Annotated in this window: 36 protein-coding genes; 1 reads left to right on the top strand and 35 read right to left on the bottom strand. The window is 44.9% G+C overall.

Features of this window, described 5'->3' with window-relative positions; all coding sequences use genetic code 11:
• Positions 1–13 precede the first annotated feature (13 nt).
• From V513_RS06100 to dnaN, 8 genes are all read right to left on the bottom strand, one after another.
• Positions 14–454: a hypothetical protein gene (locus tag V513_RS06100; RefSeq protein WP_014730493.1), complete on the bottom strand. Its 441-nt coding sequence runs from the start codon at positions 452–454 to the stop codon at positions 14–16.
• Positions 455–468: 14 nt separating this feature from the next.
• Entirely contained in the window at positions 469–1,065 is a 597-nt protein-coding gene (locus V513_RS06095; RefSeq protein WP_014730492.1) for a hypothetical protein, read from the bottom strand.
• The gene (locus tag V513_RS06090; protein WP_257211973.1) at positions 1,058–1,639 is read right to left on the bottom strand and encodes a hypothetical protein; all 582 of its coding nucleotides are present in this window, start codon (positions 1,637–1,639) and stop codon (positions 1,058–1,060) included. The genes V513_RS06095 and V513_RS06090 overlap by 8 nt, the downstream gene beginning before the upstream one ends.
• Positions 1,581–2,618: a hypothetical protein gene (locus V513_RS06085; RefSeq protein WP_014730490.1), complete on the bottom strand. Its 1,038-nt coding sequence runs from the start codon at positions 2,616–2,618 to the stop codon at positions 1,581–1,583. Before V513_RS06085 ends, V513_RS06090 begins: the two co-directional genes overlap by 59 nt.
• A 16-nt stretch (positions 2,619–2,634) precedes the next feature.
• Positions 2,635–2,949: a hypothetical protein gene (locus tag V513_RS06080; RefSeq protein ID WP_257211972.1), complete on the bottom strand. Its 315-nt coding sequence runs from the start codon at positions 2,947–2,949 to the stop codon at positions 2,635–2,637.
• A 62-nt stretch (positions 2,950–3,011) separates the two neighbouring features.
• Positions 3,012–4,214, bottom strand: coding sequence for a type II secretion system F family protein (locus V513_RS06075; protein ID WP_099772044.1), 1,203 nt, complete (start codon positions 4,212–4,214; stop codon positions 3,012–3,014).
• Positions 4,215–4,217: 3 nt separating this feature from the next.
• Positions 4,218–4,673: a 2-C-methyl-D-erythritol 2,4-cyclodiphosphate synthase gene (locus tag V513_RS06070; RefSeq protein ID WP_257211971.1), complete on the bottom strand. Its 456-nt coding sequence runs from the start codon at positions 4,671–4,673 to the stop codon at positions 4,218–4,220.
• Positions 4,674–4,681: 8 nt separating this feature from the next.
• Positions 4,682–5,785, bottom strand: coding sequence for a DNA polymerase III subunit beta (dnaN, locus tag V513_RS06065; RefSeq protein ID WP_099772042.1), 1,104 nt, complete (start codon positions 5,783–5,785; stop codon positions 4,682–4,684).
• Between the two features lie 104 nt (positions 5,786–5,889).
• Between dnaN and V513_RS06060 the strand changes: the two genes are divergently transcribed.
• Positions 5,890–6,567 carry an endonuclease V gene (locus V513_RS06060; protein WP_014730485.1) on the top strand — a complete coding sequence of 226 codons (678 nt, stop codon included), beginning with the start codon at positions 5,890–5,892 and terminating at the stop codon, positions 6,565–6,567.
• Here the strand turns inward: V513_RS06060 and V513_RS06055 are convergent.
• The 27 genes from V513_RS06055 to rpsC all read right to left on the bottom strand — a co-directional run bounded on the left by V513_RS06055 (position 6,552) and on the right by rpsC (position 21,770).
• On the bottom strand, positions 6,552–7,505 hold the full coding sequence (locus V513_RS06055; RefSeq protein ID WP_041928071.1) for an ROK family protein: 954 nt from the start codon (positions 7,503–7,505) through the stop codon (positions 6,552–6,554). The two genes, V513_RS06060 and V513_RS06055, sit on opposite strands and share 16 nt — an antisense overlap.
• Before the next feature lie 10 nt (positions 7,506–7,515).
• Complete coding sequence (gene rho, locus V513_RS06050; protein WP_373561610.1) at positions 7,516–8,892, bottom strand: transcription termination factor Rho; 1,377 nt, start codon at positions 8,890–8,892, stop codon at positions 7,516–7,518.
• 393 nt (positions 8,893–9,285) lie between these two features.
• The gene (gene fsa / locus V513_RS06045) at positions 9,286–9,942 is read right to left on the bottom strand and encodes a fructose-6-phosphate aldolase (protein ID WP_099772040.1); all 657 of its coding nucleotides are present in this window, start codon (positions 9,940–9,942) and stop codon (positions 9,286–9,288) included.
• Positions 9,943–9,980: 38 nt separating this feature from the next.
• Positions 9,981–10,463, bottom strand: coding sequence for a 50S ribosomal protein L17 (gene rplQ / locus V513_RS06040; protein ID WP_014730481.1), 483 nt, complete (start codon positions 10,461–10,463; stop codon positions 9,981–9,983).
• A gap of 21 nt (positions 10,464–10,484) precedes the next feature.
• Positions 10,485–11,504 carry a DNA-directed RNA polymerase subunit alpha gene (locus V513_RS06035; RefSeq protein WP_180274836.1) on the bottom strand — a complete coding sequence of 340 codons (1,020 nt, stop codon included), beginning with the start codon at positions 11,502–11,504 and terminating at the stop codon, positions 10,485–10,487.
• Between the two features lie 54 nt (positions 11,505–11,558).
• The gene (gene rpsD / locus V513_RS06030; protein ID WP_014730479.1) at positions 11,559–12,185 is read right to left on the bottom strand and encodes a 30S ribosomal protein S4; all 627 of its coding nucleotides are present in this window, start codon (positions 12,183–12,185) and stop codon (positions 11,559–11,561) included.
• A 16-nt stretch (positions 12,186–12,201) separates the two neighbouring features.
• Positions 12,202–12,588, bottom strand: a complete 387-nt coding sequence (gene rpsK / locus V513_RS06025) for a 30S ribosomal protein S11 (protein ID WP_006492374.1) — start codon at positions 12,586–12,588, stop codon at positions 12,202–12,204.
• 17 nt (positions 12,589–12,605) lie between these two features.
• Positions 12,606–12,974 (bottom strand): 30S ribosomal protein S13, encoded by a 369-nt coding sequence (gene rpsM, locus V513_RS06020; protein WP_006492373.1) that lies wholly within the window; start codon positions 12,972–12,974, stop codon positions 12,606–12,608.
• Between the two features lie 12 nt (positions 12,975–12,986).
• The gene (gene rpmJ, locus V513_RS06015) at positions 12,987–13,103 is read right to left on the bottom strand and encodes a 50S ribosomal protein L36 (protein WP_014730478.1); all 117 of its coding nucleotides are present in this window, start codon (positions 13,101–13,103) and stop codon (positions 12,987–12,989) included.
• Positions 13,100–13,345 (bottom strand): translation initiation factor IF-1, encoded by a 246-nt coding sequence (gene infA, locus V513_RS06010; protein ID WP_006492372.1) that lies wholly within the window; start codon positions 13,343–13,345, stop codon positions 13,100–13,102. Before infA ends, rpmJ begins: the two co-directional genes overlap by 4 nt.
• 12 nt (positions 13,346–13,357) lie before the next feature.
• The gene (map, locus tag V513_RS06005; RefSeq protein ID WP_014730477.1) at positions 13,358–14,110 is read right to left on the bottom strand and encodes a type I methionyl aminopeptidase; all 753 of its coding nucleotides are present in this window, start codon (positions 14,108–14,110) and stop codon (positions 13,358–13,360) included.
• Positions 14,103–14,762, bottom strand: a complete 660-nt coding sequence (locus V513_RS06000; protein ID WP_099772038.1) for an adenylate kinase — start codon at positions 14,760–14,762, stop codon at positions 14,103–14,105. The genes map and V513_RS06000 overlap by 8 nt, the downstream gene beginning before the upstream one ends.
• A 1-nt stretch (position 14,763) precedes the next feature.
• Positions 14,764–16,065, bottom strand: coding sequence for a preprotein translocase subunit SecY (secY, locus tag V513_RS05995; RefSeq protein ID WP_014730475.1), 1,302 nt, complete (start codon positions 16,063–16,065; stop codon positions 14,764–14,766).
• Between the two features lie 2 nt (positions 16,066–16,067).
• Positions 16,068–16,514 (bottom strand): 50S ribosomal protein L15, encoded by a 447-nt coding sequence (gene rplO, locus V513_RS05990; protein ID WP_014730474.1) that lies wholly within the window; start codon positions 16,512–16,514, stop codon positions 16,068–16,070.
• 13 nt (positions 16,515–16,527) lie between these two features.
• A complete protein-coding gene (gene rpmD / locus V513_RS05985) occupies positions 16,528–16,716 on the bottom strand; it encodes a 50S ribosomal protein L30 (protein WP_099772036.1) in 189 nt (62 codons plus the stop codon).
• Entirely contained in the window at positions 16,716–17,321 is a 606-nt protein-coding gene (gene rpsE, locus V513_RS05980) for a 30S ribosomal protein S5 (RefSeq protein ID WP_014730473.1), read from the bottom strand. The genes rpmD and rpsE overlap by 1 nt, the downstream gene beginning before the upstream one ends.
• 13 nt (positions 17,322–17,334) lie before the next feature.
• The gene (rplR, locus tag V513_RS05975) at positions 17,335–17,703 is read right to left on the bottom strand and encodes a 50S ribosomal protein L18 (protein WP_014730472.1); all 369 of its coding nucleotides are present in this window, start codon (positions 17,701–17,703) and stop codon (positions 17,335–17,337) included.
• Positions 17,704–17,720: 17 nt separating this feature from the next.
• Complete coding sequence (gene rplF, locus V513_RS05970; protein ID WP_099772035.1) at positions 17,721–18,275, bottom strand: 50S ribosomal protein L6; 555 nt, start codon at positions 18,273–18,275, stop codon at positions 17,721–17,723.
• Between the two features lie 12 nt (positions 18,276–18,287).
• Positions 18,288–18,692, bottom strand: coding sequence for a 30S ribosomal protein S8 (gene rpsH, locus V513_RS05965; RefSeq protein ID WP_099772034.1), 405 nt, complete (start codon positions 18,690–18,692; stop codon positions 18,288–18,290).
• Positions 18,693–18,705: 13 nt separating this feature from the next.
• Positions 18,706–18,891, bottom strand: a complete 186-nt coding sequence (locus tag V513_RS05960) for a type Z 30S ribosomal protein S14 (RefSeq protein WP_099772033.1) — start codon at positions 18,889–18,891, stop codon at positions 18,706–18,708.
• Positions 18,892–18,903: 12 nt separating this feature from the next.
• Positions 18,904–19,464, bottom strand: a complete 561-nt coding sequence (gene rplE, locus V513_RS05955; RefSeq protein WP_099772032.1) for a 50S ribosomal protein L5 — start codon at positions 19,462–19,464, stop codon at positions 18,904–18,906.
• Between the two features lie 16 nt (positions 19,465–19,480).
• A complete protein-coding gene (gene rplX / locus V513_RS05950; protein WP_099772031.1) occupies positions 19,481–19,801 on the bottom strand; it encodes a 50S ribosomal protein L24 in 321 nt (106 codons plus the stop codon).
• A gap of 12 nt (positions 19,802–19,813) precedes the next feature.
• Positions 19,814–20,182 (bottom strand): 50S ribosomal protein L14, encoded by a 369-nt coding sequence (rplN, locus tag V513_RS05945; protein WP_099772030.1) that lies wholly within the window; start codon positions 20,180–20,182, stop codon positions 19,814–19,816.
• Complete coding sequence (gene rpsQ, locus V513_RS05940) at positions 20,179–20,484, bottom strand: 30S ribosomal protein S17 (protein WP_099772029.1); 306 nt, start codon at positions 20,482–20,484, stop codon at positions 20,179–20,181. Before rpsQ ends, rplN begins: the two co-directional genes overlap by 4 nt.
• A gap of 6 nt (positions 20,485–20,490) precedes the next feature.
• On the bottom strand, positions 20,491–20,691 hold the full coding sequence (rpmC, locus tag V513_RS05935) for a 50S ribosomal protein L29 (RefSeq protein ID WP_099772028.1): 201 nt from the start codon (positions 20,689–20,691) through the stop codon (positions 20,491–20,493).
• Positions 20,691–21,116, bottom strand: coding sequence for a 50S ribosomal protein L16 (gene rplP / locus V513_RS05930; RefSeq protein WP_099772027.1), 426 nt, complete (start codon positions 21,114–21,116; stop codon positions 20,691–20,693). Before rplP ends, rpmC begins: the two co-directional genes overlap by 1 nt.
• A gap of 24 nt (positions 21,117–21,140) precedes the next feature.
• Positions 21,141–21,770: a 30S ribosomal protein S3 gene (rpsC, locus tag V513_RS05925; RefSeq protein ID WP_099772026.1), complete on the bottom strand. Its 630-nt coding sequence runs from the start codon at positions 21,768–21,770 to the stop codon at positions 21,141–21,143.
• Positions 21,771–21,780 lie beyond the last annotated feature (10 nt).

Here is a 21,780-nt window from a genome sequence, read left to right as displayed (position 1 = left end):
TTCACCCTCGAGTTTACGACCTGAAATACTTGACAACAACAAAGCTGTTTGTGCTAGTGTCGTTCAGCAATACAGCAAATTCCGTAATCCCATACACGATGTAGGAGGGAGCAACCTGTTCTCCCACTCTTACAGTAACTTGAGACTGCCCAGATTCAAGAACAGCATAATCAATCTTGTTTAATCTATAGTATGCGACATACCTTACACCTTCAGCTTCCTCACCGACTTCTAGCATGGAACTGATTACTTCAGAAGGACTGGCATACAGAGGAAGAAAATGATTCTCCAAACTTACGCTACTAACAACTCTATCAGTGTTTATAGGATCAATCTTGATCCTGCTGGCCGCTACGTCTGCAATTTCAACGGGTTCGAGGAGAAATGTCAGAATAACCCCACCTGTTACGATAAGGAAAATCGCGATAACTATTACCATAACGTACTTCTCCATAGATTCAGCTCCCCCTAAAAGATTCCAGTCACGTTTAGATCAATTTTCAGTTCAAGAGAGAGATTCGAGGGAATGTTGGACTCCGGGAGAATCGGAAACCCAAGATTAGATCTTAGCTCTAGCTTTTTGACAAGTATTCTGGGTTCATTTACAATCATTTCTACGAGATCGAGAATATCCCTTGAGTTTCCCGAAGCAATTATCCCATTGTAGTCGCCGGGCTTCGACCCTATCGGAATTTTCTCTTCAAGATCATTCAAATAGCTTCTAGTGCTCATTGAACCAAGTGCCTCGTTTCTCACCCTTGAAAGGAGCTGAACTTCAAGATAGGCGCTTTCTAAACCATTTACTTCATCAATGAGCAGAGAAGTGTTCTCAAAAGTGCTGTAGGAGTACAGAATAACCAAGAAGAGAAAACCCAAAACAGTCAAGGCAATCAGTGACCAGAAGGCAAGTTTTGAGTTTATTCCTTTCTTGTCAAGAAAACTGAGCCTTCTATTCAGCTTATTTGCGTAGTCTCTGTGGATAAAAAACGAATCGCTACCCTCAAAAGGCTCTGCTCCTGCGGGTGCTTTCATTTCTTCGAAGTTGAATCCGTTCTTCTCATTCATTGAGGTCACCTACCTCAAGATCAACTAGCTGAAGAGAGTACAGCTCGGCAAAATCCAAATTACCCCTGACGCTTGGTCTTGCGAGAAGCGTTGGAGTCGTATGCGGTGTCGGGAAAAACATCTCTTTTCCTTCAAAAATGAGATAGTAGAAAGAGTTTCCTACCCCGCTTTCGAACTGTATTCTGGAGGCAATTGTTTTCATTGCGTTCTCGTCCTCAAGATAGGCCTCTATTGTCCTGAAGACATCCATTTCAACTGACTTCAAATCAACATGTTTACGGAGATCATTTACCTGTCTGCTTAGTTTATTTCTTATCGCGATGTACTCCTGCTTCTTTTCATACATCATGTCTATATCTTCTTTCAGATTCCCTGTCAAATAAGTCCCGGTATTGTCAAACAAGTACCCTTTCATTCTTGAAACCTGTCTCAATCTGATTTCGAAAGCCTGGGTCACAAAGAAACGCGACCCAAAAATCAGCAAGATAATTATCAGCAGAACTATCAGAGAGTACTTAAGTCTTGAGACCCGCCTCTTCCTTGAATACAAGTTTACGTCGACCAAGTAACTCACCACCTCTCATGAGTAGTCCTGCCGATGTATATGTTATACCGCTTGTCTCCTTCATCTTAAGAGGCATGCTCGCTACCTCAGTCTCAGTGCCCAGGATTTGCTGAAAGGCTCTTGAATAAACAGCTGTCGAAAGGCTTGACTGACCTGCAACAAAAAACCTGTTGAAGAGTGATTCGTCGGCTGCAGATGTATTGGGAGAATTAGACAGAGTGTTTGTGAGGTACATTCTCAACTGATACGATATCATACTCTCGAGTCTTTCCGACGCTTCTTCAATCAAAGAGTCATAATAGGCTTTGGAGCCTATAAGAAACTCTCGTTGCATATTAGTGTTTGGAGACAGAGAGTTATCTTCTTTGAAGTCGCTCGCCACTTCATCAAACCCGTCATTGATGTAATTCAAGCCTACAATTTCCTCTCCTCTTAGTGTCAATAGAAGCGAGTAGCTCTTATCAACGATAAAAACGATATTATTCCCTTCAAAGACGCTGGTCTGAGCAATTTTGAAAATCGAAAAGGGTTTCACATCAACTATGTTAGGTTCAGGGAAGTTCTTTCCCGTCAGTTCTCCAATGAATTCGTACAGAGCTCTCTTCTTAGTGATAATAAAGGCCGGGACAAGACCCGTTCGAAGTGAAGACAATGAGTTCAAGCAGGCAACATTGACTTCGTCGGGCGGTAGAGAAAACTGAGATGCTGCCTTGAAGCTAGCTACACTTACCAGATTCTTTACTGATTTGACCCGTGGAACTTCGAGATGCTGAAAAACAACATCTTTTGGGTGGAAGGCAGTCACAAAAATCTCGTCGGCAGGAAGAGAATTGTTTTCCTCGAATACTCGTGATGCTTCTTCAAGCGAATCCGAACCCAGCTTAAGTACAGAAAAAACGGGCTTTAAATAACGACCTTCAACGACAGCCCTGACGATTTCCGTATAACCCTCGTCTGAATTAACGGCAGTAATCATACTTTGAAACATAATTTACCCCCAAGTCTCAATAACTGACTTTCCCCGTGACCGGCTGGATTGTCAAAACACTGCCATCAGCAAAGTTCAATGTTGTCGACCCGCTAAGTATAGCTATAGAACCATCCCCATTAAAACGAATCCTGAAGTTTTCAGGGTTCTCCCAGAGACAGTCTTCAAATACCATCCCAGTTGTGGATGATACTCTTCTTGATCTGAAATCATAGAATACATCAACGGGCCTCGAACGAACAACTGCTTCGAGACGCTGGCTTTCAATAAACGAATCAAAAGCAGTTTTGCTTAGAACAATTTTCAGACTAGCTATGATGTCAGATGACACAAGTACCACGCCGCTGATACACAGAGAGACCACGACCAGACAGCACAATAGTTCGGTAAAACTCATCCAATGCTTTGCTCCATTGCAAATACAGCACCATAAATCGTTATTGCCAGGAAACCAATAAATCCCCCAATAAATAATATCATTATTGGCTCGACGAGCGAAACAAGTTTCTTAAGTGCATTCTGGACTTGCATGTGATAGAAGTTTGCCACTTTAAACATGACTTCGTCAAGTTTTCCAGTTTCTTCGCCAGTTGCAACCATGCTAACCACGATTGGAGGGAAGACCTTTTGCCTCTCAAGAGCGGCGTTGATGCTTTCCCCTCCCTTTATACTGACTATCGCATTGCCAACGGCTTTCATAACTCTAGGGCTTTGAGAAACCTCTCCTGCAAGTTCCAGAACTGTAGGAAGATCCACACCGCTTGCTACAAGAACAGCCGTCGTCCGTGTGAATCTCTCCATAGCCGTCATGTTTCTTAGGTTTCTGACCGGAGGAATCAATTTGCCTAGAGTCTCCTTGACAATGTTGCCGTACTTACTCTTGAAAAAGAAGAAGCCCCCTATTGACAATGCTAAAAACAGGACAAGAAGAATTGGCCAATGATTTTTCAGGATGTCGTTCATCTTAAGAAGAATAGCCATTGTTCCTTCAGGCTCGTAATTTCCTCCAAAAGCACTTATCAAATTTGGGAGGATGAAGAAGGAGATCATCCCTACTATTCCCACCGCGAAAACCATCATGAATAGAGGATAAGCCATCGCCGATTTTACCTGATTCTGAAGCTCAACCATCCCCTCATAGAAATCTGCAACCCTTTCGAGAGACTCGTCGAGAACACCACCCGCCTCGCCTGCTTTTACGAGATTGGTAAACAATGGCTCAAACACGCCCGTCTTCTCAAGCGATTCGCTAAAACTCATACCGCCCTCGATATCAAGAACAACACGGGAGATTATCTTCCTGAATCTTCTTGAAAAAAGAACTTGAGTCGAAAGCACTTGCAGCGAGTCTCTTATCCTAACACCGGAAGAAACCATCGTTGCAAGCTGTCTGGAGAAGATACTGACTTCCTTCTGAGAAGCAGGAAATAGAGAGGCCTTCGTATAATTGCGTGCCGTCGATGACTGTTTGATCGAGCTGACAATAAATCCCCTGCTCGAAAGAATCTGGAGGGCCTCAAGTTTAGAATTGGCAGAAAGCTTGCCTTTCTCGGGCTTTCCCTTGATGTTTATAACTTCATAACGGAATTCCGGCATCTCTTACCCCACCTTCTCCAAAAGACAAACAGCATGAACTTGCACGAAACCAGGGCTGCTGCCATTTCCGGATTTGGGCTTAACGTTCACCTGCTCGCTTTCGATCCCAAGCGCTCTGGCAACATTCTCAGTCATTGAACTGACAAACCCTGCTAGTCTAACCTTTTCGATCACGACAACTGCGTCAACATTTAGAATTCGCCACCGACCTCTTATCGACTCAGCTACCTCCATCAGAAACTCTATACTTCTTCGATCTCTGTTTTTTTCATCCTCTGGAAAACTGATGCCGATGTTTCCCGAAGAAGTGCTCCCAAGAATCGCATCGACAATCGCATGACATAGGGCATCTCCGTCAGAATGGCCCACAAGATAGAATGTATCAGATACCTTAACTCCTCCCAGATACATACCTCTGTCTCCGGGCTTGATCGAATGAATGTCGTAACCGATTCCCACCCTGATTCTCATATGAGTCTAATAGGCATAATAACGTATGTATAACCCTGGACATCTACTGGATTCATTTGAAGAGGGCTATTGGAATCAACGAAATTCAACTCCACAGTATCGGAATCAATCTTCTTAGCCGATTCAGAAAGGAACCTGGGATTAAAGGCTATGACAATGTTGTCTCCTTCCTTGTTTGCATCAAGAATCTCTATGGATTCCCCGTGATCAGGGCTTCTAGCAACTATCTTAAACTGCTCATCGTCTATTTCAAACTTGACCGAATCCGATCCGAGCCTTGCGGCAATCGATGCCCTTCTTACAGCATCTGAAAAGACCTCGGTAGAAAGAACAAGTCTCGCCTTGAATGATTTGGGAAGAACCTTCTTGTAGTCCGGAAACTCAGCATCCACAACCTTTGTTACTATCTCAGTGCCGTCAAAAAGGAACTGAACACGCGAACCATCATAGGTTACCTTCAACAGATCAGACATTGCAGCTTTAAGACTGTTTTGCAAATCCTTCATGCTCTTAAGCGTAAGCAGAAAGTGGTCATCGATGCTAAGGTCAATTCTTTCTTCGGAGAGCGCCATCCTGAATCCATCCGCAGCTACAAGTCGAAGGTAACCATCCTCGAATTCCCAGTAGACACTGTTCAGATTTCTCATGAATTCATCCCTAGCAGCACAGAAAATCACTCTATCTATCATCAGTTCAATCGATGAAACCGACACTGTGAATTCAAGTCCTCCCGAGGTTGGTTCAACAATGGGGAACTCGTCGGGATCCATTGTTGGAAGAGTGAAGCGTGCACTTCCCTCCCTAATGATAACGTTTGTGTCTTCCGTTTCAAAAACAACTTCTCCTTCTGGAAGATTTCTGACTATTTCGAGTACCAGACGCGCATCTATGACAAAATCGCACCTTCCATCTATGTGCTTTGGTCTCAGCTCTGTAGTAATTGCCGTTTCTAGATCGGTGGCCTGAAGCTTAACCGTTGAGTCATCCTTCATTGAAAAATATATGCCCGAAAGAATTGGCTTCACGCTTTTCGGAGCAACTGCCCCAGAAACCGATTCTAATCTTGTGAGGATTTCTGAACGAGCTGCGACGAATTTCATCATACACCTCCACTTGAAGAGCTTTTCATAAATTATAACATCTATGTGGCATAATCATTGTCAGAAGCAACAGCGATAGATTTCTTCCTTTGGGAGAGAACAACATGAATATCGAATATATTCATTCATGGTCGATGGAACCGGTTCAAGCTATAGACTTACAAAAGAAACTCAGGGACAAGCTTACATTTGAGGACTACTCTCGGGAGCCAAGACTAGTGGCAGGAATAGACGTTTCTTTTCCTTTTAGAGAGATTGCGCTCGCCGTAATTGTGATTATGGAGTTTAACTCTCTATCCATAGTTGACCATTTCTTTTCTCTTAAAAAGGTTGAGACGCCTTACATCCCCGGTCTATTGTCATTTAGGGAGGGGCCCGCTATACTTGATGCGCTGTCTAGATCACCGGAAGTTGACCTGCTCTTCTTTGATGGACACGGGATAGCTCATCCCAGAGGGATTGGTATAGCTTCCCACATTGGACTTTTCGTAGAAATACCGACGATAGGCGTTGCGAAAAGCCTTCTCTATGGAAAGGTCGAAAGCCTCCCGAGAGAGAAAGGACAAAGCAGCAGAATCCTCTCACCAGGCGGTAGATTGCTAGGATATGCGCTATGTACAAGAACGAGTGTAAAACCGGTTTTCATTTCACCGGGAAATAGAATAACTGCGGAAAGTGCTCTCAGGTTATCAATAAGAACAATTGGAAAGTACAGAATTCCGGAACCTACTAGACAAGCACATATCCTGACTCAACGATTGAAGAATCAACTAGTCCTGTAAAAGACTATCGACGCGGCACCTGTTATCCCTGCATTCTCTACCAATTTGCTCAGAGTGATGCTGAAGGTCCCGTTAAAAGAAGTCATTACGAAAGCCGGGAGTTTTTCCCTTATCCCGTTTATTAGCAAATCTCCAGCTCTGCTGATCCCACCGCCAATGACAATATGTTCGGGATTGAACACATGTATGAAATTTCCGATTGCAATAGCCAGGGCTCTGGTTGCTCTTTCTACGATCAGAGTTGCTGCGAGATCACCCTCCCGTGCCGCGTCAAAGACCACTTTAGCGTTTATTTCAGGCGACGCAAATATCGTTGACTGCGGAAATCTCTTCGAATATTCCCTGGCCAGATTTATTATGGCAGTCGCCGAAGCAAGAGCTTCAAGACATCCGTGAGAGCCACAACCGCAAACTGGTCCTTCCGGTTCAACTATAGTGTGTCCAAGTTCCCCTCCATAGCCTTTGCTACCTGTCATCAAAATACCGTGGGTTATCACTCCCCCTCCGACTCCGGTACCTAATGTGAGGCCTACCATGTGTTGGCTGCCTTTGAACTCGCCGAATGCCCACTCTCCTAGAATAAAGGAATTTGCATCGTTCTCTACAAATGTTCTTATTCCAGTGACTCTCTCGAGCATAGCTGCCAGCCCGAACCCCGACCAATCGGGAAGATTTGGAGAAAACAGCACAGTTCCCGTGTCGTGGTCGATCGATCCAGGTGAACCAACTCCGATTCCGATAATTTGCTTTGAGTCGATACCCGACTGAACAAGGAGCTCATTTATCGCTTCACCAATTCTTGTGACGACAGTAGTTCTACCTTCTGACACTCTTGTGGGGATCACCTTTTTTTCGACTATCTTGCCGTCTTCCTCAACTATCCCTATCTTTGTCTCTGTTCCACCCAGATCAATTCCTATTACGCGTCTGACCATCATTATCTCCCATCTAGTACTGCTTCTTTTCCATTTCAATCAAGTCCAAGAATTCGTCATTTGATCCGGTGCCACGAAGTTTCTCCATGATTAGTCTCAATCCCTCTTCTTCCGACATTGAAGACAGCATTCGTCTTAGAATCCAGATCTTTCTCAGAATATCTGAAGGAAGAAGTAGTTCTTCTCTTCTAGTACCGGAAAGAGTAAGATTGATCGATGGGAACATCCTCTTGTTGGCCAGCTGTCTAGATAGAATCAGTTCCATATTTCCAGTACCCTTGAACTCTTCGAAAATAACTTCATCCATCTTGCTCCCCGTTTCAACGAGCGCTGTAGCGATTATCGTAAGGCTTCCACCCTCTTCTATGTTTCTAGCCGCTCCAAAGAAGTATTTGGGCTTGTAAAGAGCAGAAGGATCCACACCACCGGAGAGAAGCTTTCCGCTGGGCGGAACATATAGATTGTAGGCTCTTGCTAGTCTAGTAATACTGTCGAGCAGAATGACAACATCGTAATTGAATTCGACCAATCTTTTTGCCATTTCGATAGTCATCTCCGCGACTCTAATTTGCTTCTCTGGATGCATATCAAATGGGGCGGCTATTACATGAGCATTTGTGCTTCTTCTGAGATCAGTGACCTCTTCAGGTCTCTCGTCGATTAACAGAATTATTCTTATGGTGTCTGGGTGATTCTCGGCAATTCCGTTAGCAAGCTCCTTCAGCAGTATGGTCTTCCCCGCTTTGGGAGGTGAAACTATCAATCCTCGCTGTCCCTTTCCAATTGGGGAGAAGAGATCAACCATTCTTGTGCTCATTATATGAGAATCTGTCTCGGTAATCAACCTGTCTTCAGGGTGGATTGGCGTAAGATTCTGAAAAGTAATTCTTTCTGCAGCGAAGTTTATCGCCTTGTGATTAATAGCCTCTATTCTCAAGAGCGCAAAGTATTTCTCGCCTTCCTTCGGGGGTCTTACCTGCCCGGCCACTGTATCGCCACTTGTAAGGTTGAATCTTCTTATCTGAGACTGGCTCACATATATGTCGTTAGAGCTCGGAAGAAGGTTGTTATCCAGAGTTCTTAGAAAGCCATATCCCCCGTCAGTGATTTCAAGAACTCCCTGATCGAAGAAGTAACCATAAGATTCCGTTTGGGCTTTAAGAACAGCGAATATCAAGTCTTTCTTTGCCATCTGCGTATAGCCTTGGACATCATACTTCCTAGCAAGCTTGTAGACTTCTCTGATAGGCATTGCCTGGAGCTGTGAGATATCGATTTCGACTTCCCTTATGTTGTCTTTGTCCTTGTCTTTGTCCTTTCTTGGAAGCTCCTTCGATTCATCTGTAGCGCTCTCACTAGTTGATTCCTGAAACTCAGATTCCGAATCCATCTTCTTTTCGGCATCTCCTTTTAATGAAACCTCATTTTCTTTCATGCTTCTTTCGATCTCATTAGAAGTAGCGCTAAGTGTTTCCTCCTTTTTTTCGGGCTTCTTGACTTCAGTCTTCTTTCGCGTAGTTCTCTTTCTGGTCGGCTTCTTCTCACTCACGACACTTTCATCAAGTTCGTTCGGTGTTTCTTCCGTTTTCTTCTTTCTTGGGCTCAAATTTGACGGTACATTCAATCACCACTGGAAGAATGTACCTACCCTCCTTCCGTATCTTTAGGAATTATAAAGAATATGAAGCTAGCAATATTTGTAAGAAAGCATGGGAGACCTGTCTCCGGTGAGCTACAAGTTCTTTCAGAAATAATATACCACTTACGCGGAAAAAATCAAAGCTTATTTGCCTTGCTGTTTCTGATAGCGTTTCCAGTCATCCATGAATCTTTCAATTCCTATATCAGTGAGCGGGTGATTGAATAGTTTGAGAAGTACTTCATAGGGAATCGTCACGATGTCAGCTCCCATGAGAGCTGCTTCAAGAACATGCATAGGATGTCTCACGCTTGCCACAATTATCTCAGTGCTGTAACCGTAGTTCGCGAATATCTGGACAATCTCCTCAACTATTTCCATTCCGTTGCTTGCAATATCATCGAGCCTTCCGACAAATGGGCTTACATATGTTGCGCCTGCTTTGGCAGCAAGTGTTGCTTGAAGAGAATTGAAGATTAAAGTAACATTTGTCTTGATTCCCTCGCCACAAAGTGTCTTTACTGCTCGCATTCCATCTCTTGTCATTGGGATTTTCACAACCACATGCTCATTAAGTGACGCGAGTTCTCTCGCCTGTAATACCATGTTTTCGTAATCAGTGGACGTTACTTCCGCCGATACAGGGCCCTTAACCGTTTCACAAATCTCCACAACTCGGTCTTCGAACTTAACTCCTTCTCTGGAAACCAATGTTGGATTGGTAGTCACGCCATCGACGAGGCCAAGCTTCATTCCCTCACGAATGTCTTCAATGTTTGCCGTGTCAAGAAATATCTTCATTGCCACACCTCCGAAGAATGGCTACCTTGCGGTAGCCATCACTTTTTGTCCTGTTTCTTTTCAGCTTTCTTCTCGGGCTTCTTTTCCTGTTTTTCTTCGTTGTCTATCAACTGAAGAACGGCCATTTCACTTGCGTCGCCCCTTCTCATACCCAATTTTACTATTCTGGTGTATCCCCCGTTTCTTTCGTGGTACTTAACTGCAACTTCATCACAGATCTTTTTGACAAGCTTTCTGTCGTTGAAGTTCCTGTTTATCTCTCGATGCAAAGCAAGGTTCCTTGACTTCAGTGCCTGTGTTTCTGTACTGTCAGGACCCTTAGAAGAAATCTCGACTGAGAGTAGAGAAGCCTTCTTTGCCTTAGTAATAATGCTTTCAACAAAGGGTCTAAGCTCCTTTGCTCTAGTGACTGTAGTAACGATTGTTCCATGTTCGAAAAGCTCCCTGGCCAGATTTCGCATTAAAGCGACTCGCTGGCTGTGGGGCATATTTAGTTTGCTTCCACTGACTCTATGGCGCATAGCTAATAGGCCTCCTCAAAATCATTCTTTCTTGAGTACGATGTTGAACTTTTCCCTCAGTTTCTTGACAACTTCCAGCATGGACTTCTCTCCGAAGTTCCTGATCCTCAGAAGATCAGCTTCGCTCTTGTCGAGAAGATCACCAATTGTGTTGATTTTGTCGCGCTTGAGACAGTTAAGAGATCTGACCGAAAGATCGAGTTCCTCAACCTTCTTCGCTCCAAGGGAATTCGAGTCCTGTTCTTCCACCTGGGGGGTTTCGACAGTGACTTCGGCTTCTTCAGAAATGATTTCCTCTTCTTCCTGTTTGAGCGCTGAGCTTGTAAGACCTTGACCCGGCTTGCCTAGACCGTTGGAGAAGACCTCGAAGTGCCTAATAAGTATGTCAGTTGCTCTCAAAAGCGCATCAGAAGGGGTTATCGATTTTTTAGTCCACACATCCAAGATAAGCTTGTCGTAGTCTGTTCTCTTTCCAACCCGGACGTTCTCGGTCTGGAAGTTGACTTTTAACACAGGGCTGAAGATCCCATCGATGTAAATCATCTCAACGTCGTGCTCTACCTCCATTTCTGACACGGGAACAAACCCTCGTCCAATTTCAGCGAAAAGCTCGATATAAATAACTGAATCTGTGTTCAGAGTAGCTATGTATTGAGACGGGTTGACTACCTCTACCCCAGTAGGAGTTTTAATATCGCCGGCTGTAATGACTCCTGGTCCTGCCGTCTCAAGTGTGAGTTTCACCGCATCAGAGAATTCAAGTGCGGGTTTTAACTGGACTTTCTTGAAATTAAGGATTATTTCGAGAATATCTTCCTTTACTCCGTCAATAACATCGTATTCGTGATATTTACCAGGTATCTTTAGTCTTGTGATTGCCATACTCGGTATCGATGAGAGGAGAACCCTCCTAAGCGAGTTCCCGATAGTAGTGGCATATCCTCTTTCCATTGGAGAAAGGATGAATCTTGTAAAATAGCTGTTATCATCCTCTCTTTCTTCTTCAATTCGCAAGTTTTTTGGCATTATTGATGTCAACATTGTTTCGCCCAGAATTCGGGCACACACCTCCTTCCAAGAAGGTAAGAATCGGATTTACTTAGAGTAGAGCTCAATAATCGACTGCAGATCAACTGGAATCTCTACTTCTTCAGTTACAGGATATCTCAGGTAGGTACCTCTAAATGTCTCGTAGTCTACCTCAACCCATGGATAGGCTGTTCTCTCTTTTGCAGCTTCTGCCGCTTCTTTGATCGGTAAAACACTTCTGCTCTTCTCTTTGATCTCCACGATGTCACCGACTCTCAAATTGAAGGAAGGCTTGTTCACCCTTCTACCATTAACAAGAACGTGTCCGTGGTTAACCAGCTGTCTCGCCTGCCTCCTGCTCGAGGCGAATCCCATTCTGAAAACGATATTGTCAAGTCTTGATTCAAGAATCTTCATCAGAGCAGTTCCCGTTTCTTCGTTCTTTTTCAAAGCCGCTTCAAAATATCGTCTGAACTGCCTTTCAAGAACACCGTAAATCCTCTTTACAACCTGTTTAGATCTCAACTGCATGCCATATTGGGTGAGCTTTCTAGTGGAGGCTCCGTGTTGTCCAGGGGCGACAGGCCTCTTCACCTGAGAACACCTTGGTGAAAAACATCTTTCACCTTTCAAATACAGCTTAAATCCTTCACGACGACAAAGTTTACACACTGGTCCTGTATATCTGGCCATTCAACTCCCTCCTAAATCAGACTCTTCTTCTTCTGCGTGGTCTGCAACCGTTGTGAGGCAGTGGCGTGATATCTTTGAGCGTCTCCACAGTAAGACCTGCCGCTTGAATTGTCCTGATTGCAGCTTCCCTTCCAGAACCTGGGCCCTTGACTTCTATTCCAACTCTCGTGATCCCTAGCTTGATGGCCTCTTTAGCAATCTTATCTGCGCCCAGTTGAGCCGCATAGGGTGTTGATTTTTTCGATCCAGAGTATCCGGCGGTTCCACCTGACGTCCACATCAGAGTGTTCCCTTCTGGGTCGGTCAACGTAATTATTGTGTTGTTGAAAGAGGACTTTATATGCACTACTCCCCTATCAGTTGTCAGTTTCCTTTTTTTCTTGGCTGCTGGTCTCTTTGCCATTCACTTTTACCTCCCGTTTAGCTCTTCTTACGAATCTTACTGGCTCTAGAACCCTTTCTGGTCCTTCCATTTGAATGCGTCTTCTGACCGCGTACCGGAAGCCCGTTTCTATGCCTGTAACCTCTATAACTTCCTATCTCGATTAGTCTCTTAATCGACCTGTCGACTTCAGTTCTGAGCTCGCCTTCAACCTTGTAATGCTCATTTATGTACTTCGCAATTTTACTAACTTCTTCGTCAGTCAGGTCTTTTGCTCTCTTATTGCCATCGATTTCCGTTCCTGAAAGAATCTCGTTCGATCTTGTATAACCTATACCATAGATATAGGTCAGGGCAACGAAAGTCTTCTTGTTATTAGGAAGTTCAACACCAAGGATACGTGCCATCTATATCCCTCCTTAACCCTGACGCTGGTTGTGCTTTGGATTTTTTTCGCAGATGACTCTTATTCTGCCATTGCGTCTTATCACTTTGCAGTGTTCACATCTCTTCTTGACCGAAGCGCGGACTTTCAATTCGTTTCTCCTCCTTTGTCTATCCTTTTACGATAAACAATTCTTCCTTTGGTCAGGTCGTATATTGACACTTCCACAACGACCTTATCACCCGGGATCAACCTGATGAAGTTCTTGCGCATTTTTCCAGAGATGTGAGCTAGAACAGTGTGATTGTTCTCAAGTTCGACCTTGAAGGTCGCATTAGGCATCGATTCCACAACTGTCCCATCCATCTTAATGATATCGCTCTTATCCGACACCAGTGATCCTCCTCACAAACTAGAAAGAATCTTTGGACCATCTTCAAGAATCGCAATGTCATGCTCAAAATGAGCAGCACGCGATCTATCCGCAGTTACTGCAGTCCATCCGTCTTCCAGAATCTCTAAGCTATAGTGTCCGCTTGCGACCATCGGTTCAATCGCAAGGGTCATGCCAGTTCTTAAAAGCATCCCGCTTCCCTGTCTTCCGTAATTCGGCACCTGTGGATCCTCGTGAAGGCTGAGGCCGACTCCGTGCCCAACGTAATCTCTTATTACAGACAGCCCAGCGCTTTCTACACAATTCTGAACGGCATAGCCGATGTCGCCGACTCTGTTTCCTGCGACAGCCATTTCTATACCCTTTAGAAGCGCCTCTTCCGTTCGCTGTAGAAGCAGTTTGTCCTTTTCACTCCTGTAACTACCTACTACGAAAGACTTTGCCGCATCTCCAATGAATCCGTCTTTGTTCACCCCACAATCCACGGAGACTATGTCGCCATCGACAAAGATTTTTTCCTTCAAGGGAAATCCGTGAATTACCTCCTCGTTTACCGAAACGCATAGAGTATAAGGATAACCACTATATCCCTTGAATGCGGGGATGCCGCCTCGTTTATGAATCAACTCTTCTGCCGCTTTTTCCATATCGAGAGCAGAGGCTCCTTCAACTGCATAAGACTCCATCTCAGCCAAAACCTCTGCGACAATCTTCGCAGCAATTTCGATTTTACATATTTCTTCTGGAGATTTCAACCTAACCATTTCTAGTTGACTCCAGATGTTCCACAATTTTGTCAGTCACAACATCAATCTCTCCGGTCCCGTCCACTTCCAAAAACTGGCTCTTGTTACTCGAGTAATACTGGATCACTGGCTCCGTTTTCTCCAAATAGACTCTGTACCTTGCTCGAACTGTCTCAGGCATATCGTCATCTCTCTGAATCAACTCGGCGCCATCGTTATCGCAGCGGCCTGCAACTTTCGGTCTTATCGTCAGCAGATTGTAGACCTTGCCACACTCTGGGCAAACTCTTCTGCTAGAAATCCGTTTTACGACTTCTTCTTCATCTGCATTAACGAGCAAGGCTACATCGATTTTTCTCCCTAGATCCTCTAGCATTTCATCAAGCGCAGCCGCCTGCTCAACTGTTCTTGGGAAACCGTCAAGAATGAACCCATTCCTGGTATCCTCTCTCGACAACCTTTCTCTCACAAGGTCGATCATCAAATCATCGGGGACGAGAAGCCCTTTATCCATAATCTCTTTGACCTTCAGCCCAAGGTCAGTGCCAGCAGCCACGGCTTCCCTTAACATATCTCCAGTCGATATGTGAGGAATCTTAAATATCTGGGCTATCCGCTTTGCCTGTGTCCCCTTCCCTGCTCCGGGAGGACCCATTAGAATAACGTTCATCTTATCTCCTTCCTCGTAACTTGCCTTTCTTTACGAACCCTTCATAATGCCTTACCATAAGGTGTGTTTCCATCTGCTGCAATATATCAATAGCTACGCCAACAGCAATTAGAGTCGACGTTCCTCCAATTGCGAGGCCGCCAATACTGAAAATCCCGCCTATAACTAATGGAAGCAATGCAATCACAACCAGGAATACGGCTCCCATGAAAACAACCCTGTTAAGGACTCTCTGAATATACTGCTGAGTTGAAAAGCCCGGTCTTATTCCGGGTATGTAGCCTCCGTAGTTACGTATGTTATCCGATACTTCTCTGACATCAAAAACAAGCGAACTATAAAAGAACGTGAAGAAGAAAACCATTCCTCCATAAAGCAATATGTAGAGGGGTGATGTCTGAGCAAAGAGACTCTGCATAATATTCCTACCGCCACTTCCCTCGGGGAAAGCCGTAGCAATAAACTGTGGCAACATCATAATTGCCGAACTGAATATTATCGGTATGACTCCACCCTGATTAACCTTGATAGGAATGTGCGTGGAAACTCCTCCATACACCCTTCTACCAGTAACTCTCCTTGCGTACTGAACTTCGATCCTTCTTTCTCCCATCTGAACATAGATAACCGCCACAACCGTGAACAGAGCGATCGCAAGTAATATCCCCCACTGTAACGGCGATAAAGCTACCACTACCTGCATAATGGAAGCAGGATATCTTGCAACGATGCCTCCGAAAATCAGAACTGAAATACCATTTCCAATTCCCCTTTCCGTGATTCTTTCTCCCAGCCAAAGAAGGAACATTGTACCACCGATAAGGGTGGTTGTTGCCAGCAACACAAAGAGCAACCTGCTGGGAATCGCCAAGATAGCCGTGTTCGAAGAGAGACCGAATGATATCAGGAATCCTTGAAGACCCGCGAGTCCAATCGTCAGCATTCTTGTGTATCGAGCATACTTCTTCTTTCCCTCTTCGCCTTCCTTAAGCATCTCCTTCAAACTAGGAACAACGGCAGTCAGCAGTTGAAGCATAATCTGAGCGTTTATGTAGGGAGTAACGCTCATTAAGAATATCGAAAACTGCTCAACGGCTCCACCGGTGAAAACATCAAAGAAGCCGATGAAGCCTCCGGCACCGCCTGTAGATAGAGTGCCGAAGTACGCAGACCAGGCTTGGATATTAATTCCGGGAATCGGTATGTACACACCAAGTCTGAAGACTGCCAATGCGAGGAACGTGAAGAGGATTCTATCTCTCAGCTCAGGAATCTTGAACGCGTTCTTCAGGGCATTCCACATTGTCAGATCACCTCTGCCTTTCCACCAGCAGATTCAATCTTCTCCTTGGCAGTAGCGCTAAAAGCATTTGCCTTGACAATAAAAGACTTTGTCAGTTCACCTCTCGCAAGTATCTTCACTCCGTCTTTAAGATCTTTGAGTATCTTTCGCTGAACGAGTATCTCGGGTGAAATCTCACTGCCACTTTCGAATCTCTCCTCGAGAGTCGAAATGTTCACGGTAGCATAAACAACTGCTCCTCGGTTCTTGAACCCTTTTATCGGTGTTCTTCTGAATAGGGGTGTCTGTCCGCCCTCGAAGCGTGCAGCCACCTTACCTGTCGCTCTTCCTTGACCCTTATGGCCTCTGGTGGCGGTTTTACCCATTCCCGAACCTATACCGCGTCCTATTCTTTTTTCGCTTGTTCTAGAACCGGGCGTCGGACTTAGATCTTCAACTTTAAAAGCCATCTTCCTACCCCCTTCAGTCATCAAGTTCTTCGACAGCAAGAAGATGTCTTATGGAATTCACCATGCCCCTGATCTGTGGAGAATCGGGCTGAACAATCTCACTGTCCAGCTTTCCAAGGCCTAATGCTTTAACCGTCTTCAGCTGTCTTCTGTTATAGCCAATCGGACTTTTGATTAATTGTATTCTTAAACTCTTTGCCATTACTGACCTGCCTCCTCGCTGAAACCGTGGAAGACTGTCTTTAGGGGTATGTCCCTGAGTTTTGCGAAGTCCTGAGGGGATCTCAGACTTAGTAGTCCGTTCAAGGCCGCTCTAGCCATATTAAGTGTGTTAGATGATCCAAGCGACTTCGTCAGAATATTCTTCACACCTGCAAGTTCGACAACGGCTCTTACAGGCGAATTCGCAATAATCCCAGTTCCGGGACCAGCCGGCTTTAACATTATTCTTGCTGAATCCTGTCGTCCGACTGTCTCGTGAGGAACAGTCTCATTTCTCACCGCGACCTCCGTGACATTCTTCTTGGCTTCAAGAACGGCCTTTCTTATTGCAGTCGGAACTTCCCTTGCGCTCCCTATACCAAGACCAACCTTCCCATCACGGTTACCAACGACGGCGACTACTCTAAAAGAAAGATTCTTTCCTCCTGCAACTACTTTTGTAACTCTTCTTATTTCAATTATTCTTTCTTCAAATTCGTTGTCTTCAACCTGTTTTTCCACAGGAGCGTTTCTGGAAGCTCTGGGGTTTCTTCTTCCTTCACGTGAAGATTTCGAATTGCGGTCGTTCTTCATCTCTTCAGCCATCTTCTTCACCTCCTCAGAACTGTAGTCCGCCTGCTCGAGCGCCCTCGGCAAGTGACTTTATTCTTCCATGGAACTTAAAACCCCCACGGTCGAAGACTACACTGCTTATTCCCTTATCTTTCGCCTTCTTTGCGAGGAGCTCCCCAACTTTCTTAGCGGCATCAACATTCCATGACTTCTCTATTGAAGCCTTGACGTCTTTATCTACAGTCGATGCAGAAACAAGGGTAATTCCCTTTGAATCATCAATAAGCTGGGCATAAATATGCTTCTCACTTCTGAAGACTGCCAGTCTTGGTCTCTCCGGTGTTCCGGAAACTGTAGACCTGACGCGAAGATGCCTCTTTCGCCTTTGTTCCTTCTTGTCTTTATGTTTGAACACTCCAGCCGCCTCCTTGATTAGACCTTCTTACCGACTTTCGTTCTGACTTGCTCTCCCTTGTAACGAATACCTTTTCCTGAATAAACAATAGGGATTCTCCAGCGCTTTATGTTTGCCGCTACCTGACCAACCTGATACTTGTCAATTCCCTTGACAACTATTGCTTGAGGTGCGGGCACTTCAAACTCAACTCCTGTCGGAGGTTCAATCTCAACTGGATGTGCATACCCAAGGTTCATTACAAGCTTCTTTCCTTGAAGTTGTGCTCTGTATCCCACTCCCACTATTTCCAGCTCCTTGACAAAGCCTTGAGTAACGCCAACAATCATGTTATTTATGAGCGACCAGAAAGTACCAGCATACTTAGCCAATCTCTTGTAATCACTCTTTCTAATAACAACTTCTTCGTTTGACTTGACCCATATCTCTTTTTCATCGGCCTCGATCTTAACCAGAGGAAGGAGTTCTTGTTTGAGCTCACCTTTCGGTCCCTTGACAGAGATAACACTTCCTTCAATTTTGCAGGACACACCAGCAGGGATTTTTATCGAATGCTTAAGTAATCTAGACATTTGAATTCCTCCCTACCATACGTAGCAGATGACTTCGCCGCCGACGCCTTGAGAACGGGCCTGCTTGTCTGTCATCACTCCGCTGGAAGTACTAACTATTGCTATTCCCATTCCTGACTTGACTTTTGGAAGTTTATCCTTATTCACATAAACTCTTTTGCCAGGTTTGGAAATTCTCACGATTCCGGATATGACGTTGCTCTTGTGCCTTCTGTCTCCCTTGTATTTAAGAAAGACCTTAAGAACACCCTGTTTGCCATCCTCTATATATTTATAGTCGTCTATATAGCCCTCCGCCTTCAAAATATCCAGAAGCTTCTTCTTCAGGTTAGAAGCCGGTATGTCCACACTCTCCTTGAAGGCAGCGTTGGCGTTTCTTATTCTAGTGAGCATGTCGGCTATGGGATCACTCCACATTACACTTCCCTCCTCACCAGCTTGCTTTCTTCACACCGGGGAGTTTTCCCTCGGAAGCCAGCTGTCTAAAGCACACTCTGCAAAGACCGAACTCTCTATAAACTGCTCTAGGTCTGCCACAAAGATTGCATCTGTTATATTTCCTTACTTTGAACTTGGGTTCTCGTTTCCATTTTTCGATTAATGATTTCTTCGCCATGCACCTACCTCCTTAGACCATGACTCTCTTGAAAGGAAGTCCAAGAAGGGCTAACAATCTTCTTGCTTCCTCATCAGTCCTGGCCGTTGTAACAACTATTATGTCCATTCCCTGAACTCGTTTTATCTGATCCGGTACAATTTCGGGAAAGACCAGCTGTTCGGGAAGCCCCATTGCATAATTACCTCTACCATCAAATGAGTCGGGATCAACGCCTCTGAAGTCTCTTAGCTTAGGGAGCACAACATTAATCAACTTGTACAGGAAGTTGTACATCCTGGGCCCTCTGAGGGTAACCTTCAATCCCACCGGCATTCCATCACGAAGTTTAAAGTTCGCTATGCTCTTCTTGGCTCTCGTCACCACTGGCTTCTGCCCGACAATCGTCATCAGCTCTTTGCCATGTAGATCGAGAAGGTCGGCATTTCTTGAACCTTCGCCAATCCCCATATTGACAACTATCTTCGAAACCCTAGGTACCTCTAGCTTGTTCTTGTAGCCAAATTCCTTCGTCATGGTAGGGACTACTTCACTTTCAAATTTATCTTTCAAAGGGACGTATTCGTATGCCATCAACAATTCCTCCCCATCAGACCTTATCGATTATCTCGCCGCACTTCTTGCAAGATCTGACCTTTTCACCATTTTCAAGAATTTTGTGGGCGACTCTCGTAGGCTTATCACAGTTGGGGCAGACAACCATTACTTTGGAAACGTATATTGGGGATTCCCTTTCAATGATTCCACCTTCACGGTATTGATTAGTTGGTCTCTGATGCTTTTTTGTGAAGTTGACTCCCTCAACTATTATCTTATTCTCCGAGGGAATTGTCTTAAGAACTTTGCCTTTCTTGCCCCTGTCTTTGCCCGATATTACCATTACTGTATCTTCTCTTTTCACTCTACTCATTTTGCTCACTCCTCACCAGACTTCCTGGGCTAGAGAAGCTATCTTGGAGAATCCCTTATCCCTTATTTCTCTAGCAACAGGTCCAAAGACGCGTGTCCCTCTGGGCTGGTTCTGCTTGTCGATAATGACCGCAGCATTGTCATCGAAGCGAATGTAGGTACCGTCTGGTCTGCGAATCTCCTTCGCCGTTCTGACAAGAACGGCCCTTACGATATCACCCTTTTTGAAATCTGTGTTCGGTGCCACATCCCTCACTGCCGCAACAACTATGTCACCTATCGTTCCCGATCTCTTTCTGTACCCGCCGGTGACCTGTATCACCTTGATCATTCTCGCACCGGAGTTGTCTGCGATCTTCAGGTATGATTCAGACTGGATCATTTCTGGTCACCTCCGGAACCTTCAACGGTCTCGGGAGTTTCGGGTATTTCTCCCGTGTAGATATCCTTCTTGAGAACCTTCACGAGTTTGAACTTCTTCATCTTGCTGAGGGGCCTGCACTCTTCAATTTCAACTGTATCGCCCATTCCAGCAAGACCTTCTGGATCATCTGCATGATACTTCTTAGTAGTTTTCATGGTTTTCCCGTAGAAGGGATGTATGTGCGTCCTTGTAACACTCACTACTATCGTTTTGTCCATCTTGTCACTTACTACCGTTCCTACTAGTGTCTTTCTTGGCATGGCGGATTACCTCCTTATCCCCAGTTCACGACCGCGAAGGATGGTCTTTATCCTTGCTATGTCGCGCTTTACAACAGTTATCTGGGAATGGTTCTTCAACCTGTTCATTTCCAGCTGGAACCTGAGGTCCATCAGCTTTCTCTTAGAATCCTCGAGCATCTGAGTGAGTTCTTCGTCTGTGAACTTCTGGAGTTCAACTGCTTTCATCAGAGCTCACCTCCTATCTGATACCTCGGTACTATCTTTGTTCTGATAGGTAGTTTTGAAGCCGCTTTTTCAAGAGCCTCTTTCGCAAGCTGGTCAGATACTCCGCCTATTTCGAACATGATCTTCCCGGGCTTGACAACAGCTACCCAGCCTTCGACATCTCCCTTTCCCTTCCCCATTCTCACACCGATTCCTTTTGAGGTAATAGGTTTGTCAGGGAAGATTCGAATCCAGAGATTACCATTCCTCTTAAGTGTTCTCGTAATCGCAATTCGGCAGGATTCAATCTGCTGAGCAGATATCCAGTGTGGTTCGAGGGCCTTTATTCCCCACTCTCCAAAGTGAACAATGGTCCCACCTTTTGCCTTACCGTTCATCTTACCTCTTTGTTGCTTTCTGTATTTTACCCTTTTGGGCATTAACATTATGAACTACCTCCCCTCTTGCAATTACACCTGTACGTCGCCTTTGTAGATCCATACCTTCACGCCAATTATTCCCATTTTAGTGAAGGCTGTGGTGTAACCGTAGTCCAGATCAGCTCTGAGGGTCTGGAGAGGAAGTCTTCCTTCCAGGTACCACTCTGTCCTGGCAATATCAGCTCCGTTCAGTCTTCCGGAAACCATTATCTTTATGCCTTTAGCTCCCTTTCTCATTGCTGTGAATATTGCTCTCTTCATGGCTCTCTTATAGGAAGCTCGCTTTTCAATTCTTGACGCGATATCCTCAGCAACGAGGATCGCATCGGTCTCGGGTGTTTTCACTTCTTCGATATTTAACTGGAACTGCCTCGTTATAAGCTTCTCCAGCCGCTGCCTAAGCAGCTTGACTTCACTGCCCTTCTTTCCAATCATCACACCAGGTCTGGCGCATTTGATGGTAATAACCACCTTACCTGGCTCTGGTCTTTCGATGTAAATGTCGGAAACTCCAGCAGCCATGTAATTCTTCTTGAGAAAGTCCCTTATCTTCAGATCTTCGAGAAGATATTCTTTGTAATTCTTCTCGTTGATCCATCGGGCTTTCCAATCTTTACTGACACCAAGCCTGAATCCATAAGGATGTACCTTCTGACCCACTTATGTCACC

The organism is Mesotoga sp. H07.pep.5.3 (assembly GCF_002752615.1).
Classification (GTDB): Bacteria; Thermotogota; Thermotogae; order Petrotogales; family Kosmotogaceae; genus Mesotoga; species Mesotoga prima.
This window is presented reverse-complemented; position numbering and strand designations above follow the sequence as displayed.